The following is a 3,949-nucleotide window of genomic DNA, read 5'->3' on the forward strand; positions in this document are numbered from 1 at the left end:
CGCCAGCTCGGCGCGGCGGGCCTCGCGGGCGCGCCGGGCGGCCTCCTTGCGGTCGGCCGGCGGCTTGGCCACGGCACGACGCAGCGCCTCGGCCTCGCTGCGCTTGGGCGTCGGGCGGCCCTTGGGTGCCTGCGGGTCACGGTGCTGCTTGGTCAGTTCCGCGTTCTCCCGGGGAGACGCGGTCTGCTCATCACGAGAACGGCTTCGGAACACACCGCCAAGAGTACGGGGCGGGCAGGTGTGACCCCCACCCCCACGGGGAACGATCCGGCAACGGCGGGTCGCCGTACCCCCCCCTGCTACTTCCCGGGCGGGAGAAACACCGGCCGCCGATCGTCCTGGAGGAGGAGTACATCCAGGTCCGAACAGTGCGGTAATGGAAGCAGGGCCCGTAGGGTGGGACCTGTCGGTGTGCGAGGTTCAGTCCGTCTTCGAAGGGGGCGCGCGAAGCCCATGAGCGGTGTTATGAAGCGTATGGGGATGATCTTCCGCGCGAAGGCCAACAAGGCCCTGGACCGGGCCGAGGATCCGCGCGAGACGCTCGACTACTCGTACCAGAAGCAGCTCGAACTGCTGCAGAAGGTACGCCGCGGGGTCGCCGACGTGGCGACCTCCCGCAAGCGGCTGGAACTCCAGCTCAACCAGCTCCAGGGCCAGTCCTCCAAGCTCGAGGACCAGGGCCGCAAGGCGCTCGCCCTCGGCCGCGAGGACCTGGCGCGCGAGGCGCTCTCCCGCCGCGCGGCCCTCCAGCAGCAGGTGACCGATCTGGAGCAGCAGCACCAGACGCTCCAGGGCGAGGAGGAGAAGCTCACCCTCGCCGCCCAGCGTCTCCAGGCCAAGGTGGACGCCTTCCGCACCAAGAAGGAGACCATCAAGGCCACCTACACCGCGGCACAGGCCCAGACGCGCATCGGCGAGGCCTTCTCCGGCATCTCCGAGGAGATGGGCGACGTCGGCCTGGCCGTCCAGCGGGCCGAGGACAAGACCGCCCAGCTCCAGGCCCGGGCCGGGGCGATCGACGAACTGCTCGCCTCGGGAGCCCTGGACGACTCCAGCGGAATGGCCAAGGACGACATCGCGGCCGAGCTGGACCGCATCTCCGGCGGCTCCGACGTGGAGCTGGAGCTCCAGCGCATGAAGGCGGAGCTGGCGGGCGGCACGAGCGGCGACCGGCAGGCCATCGAGGGCGGGCAGGACCAGGCCGCGCAGCCGCAGCAGCAGGCCCGGCAGTCCCAGGACGCACCCCGCTTCGACAAGCAGTAGCGGCGGCGGCGCACCGGGGGCATCACTCCCGGTGCGCCGGGCACCCGCCCTCCGGTGAGCCCGGAAGGAGAACGCCGTGATCGTACGGATCATGGGGGAGGGGCAGGCCAGGCTGGACGACAGCCATCTGCCCGGCCTGAACGCACTGGACGACGAGCTGCTCCACGAGATGGAGCACGGGGACGAGGCGGGCTTCCGCCGCACCCTCAACGCCCTGCTGGACGCCGTGCGCTCGCTGGGCACGCCCCTGCCCGACGACGCCCTGGAGCCCTCGGAGCTGATCCTGCCCGAGCCCGGGGCGACGCTGGAGGAGGTACGCGCCATGCTGGGCGAGGACGGGCTCTTCCCCGCCGACGCCCCCGCCTGAGGGACCCCGGGGACAGGGGCCCCGGCGGCCGCCCTACGGGAACGCGGCGCAGGGGACGTAGGGCGACGGCGGCCGCATCCCGCGCAGCGCGATCCAGCCCGCGGTGTCCGGCTCCAGGCCGGCGGCCAGCCCGACGTCCAGTGCCCACTGCTGCCCGGCGGTCAGACCCTCGATCCGCACCCGGCGGCCCTCGCCCGCCGCGCCCAGTGCGGCGGTCAGCAGCCGGGTGGCCAGTCGCCGTGAGGTCGCGCCAGGAGGGCGGCGTCCGCGACGAACCGCACGGCCTGGGCGTCGTCCTCACGGTCGCGTACCGGGCGCAGCAGCATGACGGCCATCCTGGCCGATCCCGCCGAGCCCGCACCACGTGCGTCACGCGCGCGGGGCGGGCTCCCCGGGAATCACGGCAGGGCGAGCATCCGCTCCAGGGCCAGCTTGGCGAACTTCTCGGTCTCGGGGTCGACCTGGACGCGGTTGACGACCTTGCCGTCGGCCAGCGACTCCAGCGCCCACACCAGGTGGGGCAGGTCGATCCGGTTCATGGTCGAGCAGAAGCAGACCGTCCGGTCCAGGAAGACGACCTCCTTGCGCTCGGGGGCGAAGCGGTTCGCCAGCCGGCGCACCAGGTTGAGCTCGGTGCCGATCGCCCACCTGGAGCCGGCCGGAGCCGCCTCCAGGGTCTTGATGATGTACTCGGTGGAGCCGACGTGGTCGGCCGCCGCGACGACCTCGTGGCGGCACTCGGGGTGCACCAGCACGTTGACGCCGGGAACGCGCTCGCGCACGTCGTTCACCGACTCCAGCGTGAAGCGCCCGTGCACCGAGCAGTGACCGCGCCACAGGATCATCTTCGCCGCCCGCAGCTCCTCGGCGGTCAGGCCGCCGTTCGGCCTGTGCGGGTTGTAGACGACGCAGTCCTCCAGGGACATCCCCATCTCCCGCACCGCGGTGTTGCGGCCCAGGTGCTGGTCGGGCAGGAACAGCACCTTCTCCCCCTGGGAGAAGGCCCACTCCAGCGCCCGCCCGGCGTTGGAGGAGGTGCAGATGGTGCCGCCGTGCCGCCCGGTGAAGGCCTTGATGTCGGCCGAGGAGTTCATGTACGAGACCGGGACGGTGGCGCCGGCCACGCCCGCCTCGGTCAGCACGTCCCAGCACTCGGCGACCTGCTCGGCGGTGGCCATGTCCGCCATCGAGCAGCCCGCGGCCAGGTCGGGCAGGACGACCTGCTGCCGGTCGGAGGTGAGGATGTCGGCGGACTCGGCCATGAAGTGCACGCCGCAGAAGACGATGTACTCCGCCTCCGGGCGGGCGGCGGCGTCCCGGGCGAGTTTGAAGGAGTCGCCGGTGACGTCGGCGAACCGGATGACCTCGTCGCGCTGGTAGTGGTGGCCGAGCACGAAGACCCTCTCGCCCAGCCGCTCCTTCGCCGCGCGGGCGCGCTCGATCAGGCCGGGGTCCGACGGGGAGGGCAGGTCGCCGGGGCACTCCACTCCGCGCTCGCTCCTCGGGTCGGAGTCGCGGCCGAGGAGGAGCAGGGCCAGCGGGGTCGGCTGGACGTCCAGGGCGTCCCCGGGGGTGGCCGGGGCGGGGGCGGAAGACGGGGCGGTGTTCACGGCACGCACCCTTTCATCGGCTCAGCGGGTCTTTTCGTCGGATTGACGTTATCTATCATAGCCGCTTCACGTCATATTGACGATGCCGATCGTGTCAGTGTGACGCATCCCCGCCCCCGCGCGCGGGAGTGACCGCCGGGTGCCGGGTATGCGAGCATGAGAGACGCAAAGACGTGCCCGGCCTGGAATGAAACCGGGAAGCCGCCTGTTGAGCAGGCGGCAGAGCAGTCCGTACAACCCGGGAGAGAAGCAGATGTCCGTATCGGACGAGACCGCTGTGACGACTGACGGAATCATCCTGTCCGACGCCGCCGCGGCGAAGGTCAAGAGCCTGCTCGAACAGGAGGGCCGCGAGGACCTGGCCCTGCGCGTCGCCGTTCAGCCCGGCGGCTGCTCCGGCCTGCGGTACCAGCTCTTCTTCGACGAGCGGTCGCTGGACGGCGACGTCGTCAAGGAGTTCGACGGTGTCCGCGTCGTGACCGACCGCATGAGCGCCCCGTACCTGGGCGGCGCCTCCATCGACTTCGTCGACACCATCGAGAAGCAGGGCTTCACCATCGACAACCCGAACGCCTCGGGCTCCTGCGCCTGCGGCGACTCCTTCAGCTGAACCGCCCCGGCCGCGCCACCCGAGGGCGGCGCGGGCGCACACGGCACGGGGAAGGGGGGCGGCCCCCCCCGCGCGCCCCCCCTACCCCGTGCGGCCCCC

General features: G+C 71.9%; 5 protein-coding genes and 1 pseudogene. 3 read left to right on the top strand and 3 right to left on the bottom strand.

The genetic code is table 11. The features are described 5' to 3' along the window. Positions 1-213, bottom strand: a 213-nt coding sequence (locus AC2CJA_RS25060; protein WP_484604955.1) for a DUF3043 domain-containing protein, incomplete at its 3' end; no start/stop codon positions are given. Positions 214-474: 261 nt separating this feature from the next. On the opposite strand from AC2CJA_RS25060, the gene AC2CJA_RS25065 reads away from it, so the two are divergent. Together AC2CJA_RS25065 and pspAA are read left to right on the top strand one after the other, a co-directional pair. Next, positions 475-1,263, top strand: coding sequence for a PspA/IM30 family protein (locus AC2CJA_RS25065; protein WP_484604958.1), 789 nt, complete (start codon positions 475-477; stop codon positions 1,261-1,263). A 76-nt stretch (positions 1,264-1,339) separates the two neighbouring features. Beyond that, positions 1,340-1,630 (top strand): PspA-associated protein PspAA, encoded by a 291-nt coding sequence (gene pspAA, locus AC2CJA_RS25070; RefSeq protein ID WP_484604956.1) that lies wholly within the window; start codon positions 1,340-1,342, stop codon positions 1,628-1,630. Positions 1,631-1,663: 33 nt separating this feature from the next. Here pspAA and AC2CJA_RS25075 read toward each other — a convergent pair. Continuing rightward, positions 1,664-1,879 (bottom strand): annotated as a pseudogene (locus AC2CJA_RS25075) (GNAT family N-acetyltransferase); the annotation flags it as partial. Between the two features lie 149 nt (positions 1,880-2,028). After that, a complete protein-coding gene (gene nadA, locus AC2CJA_RS25080) occupies positions 2,029-3,249 on the bottom strand; it encodes a quinolinate synthase NadA (RefSeq protein WP_484604957.1) in 1,221 nt (406 codons plus the stop codon). Between the two features lie 244 nt (positions 3,250-3,493). Between nadA and AC2CJA_RS25085 the strand changes: the two genes are divergently transcribed. Continuing rightward, the gene (locus AC2CJA_RS25085) at positions 3,494-3,850 is read left to right on the top strand and encodes a HesB/IscA family protein (protein WP_241717224.1); all 357 of its coding nucleotides are present in this window, start codon (positions 3,494-3,496) and stop codon (positions 3,848-3,850) included. Positions 3,851-3,949 lie beyond the last annotated feature (99 nt).

The sequence above is a fragment of the Streptomyces sp. ATLC9 genome (assembly GCF_057196705.1).

What these genes read in the sequence shown, in the direction of transcription:
- AC2CJA_RS25065 (WP_484604958.1), top strand. Translation starts at nt 475, where the DNA reads ATGGGGATGATCTTCCGCGCGAAGGCCAACAAGGCCCTGGACCGGGCC.
- AC2CJA_RS25085 (WP_241717224.1), top strand. Translation starts at nt 3,494, where the DNA reads ATGTCCGTATCGGACGAGACCGCTGTGACGACTGACGGAATCATCCTG.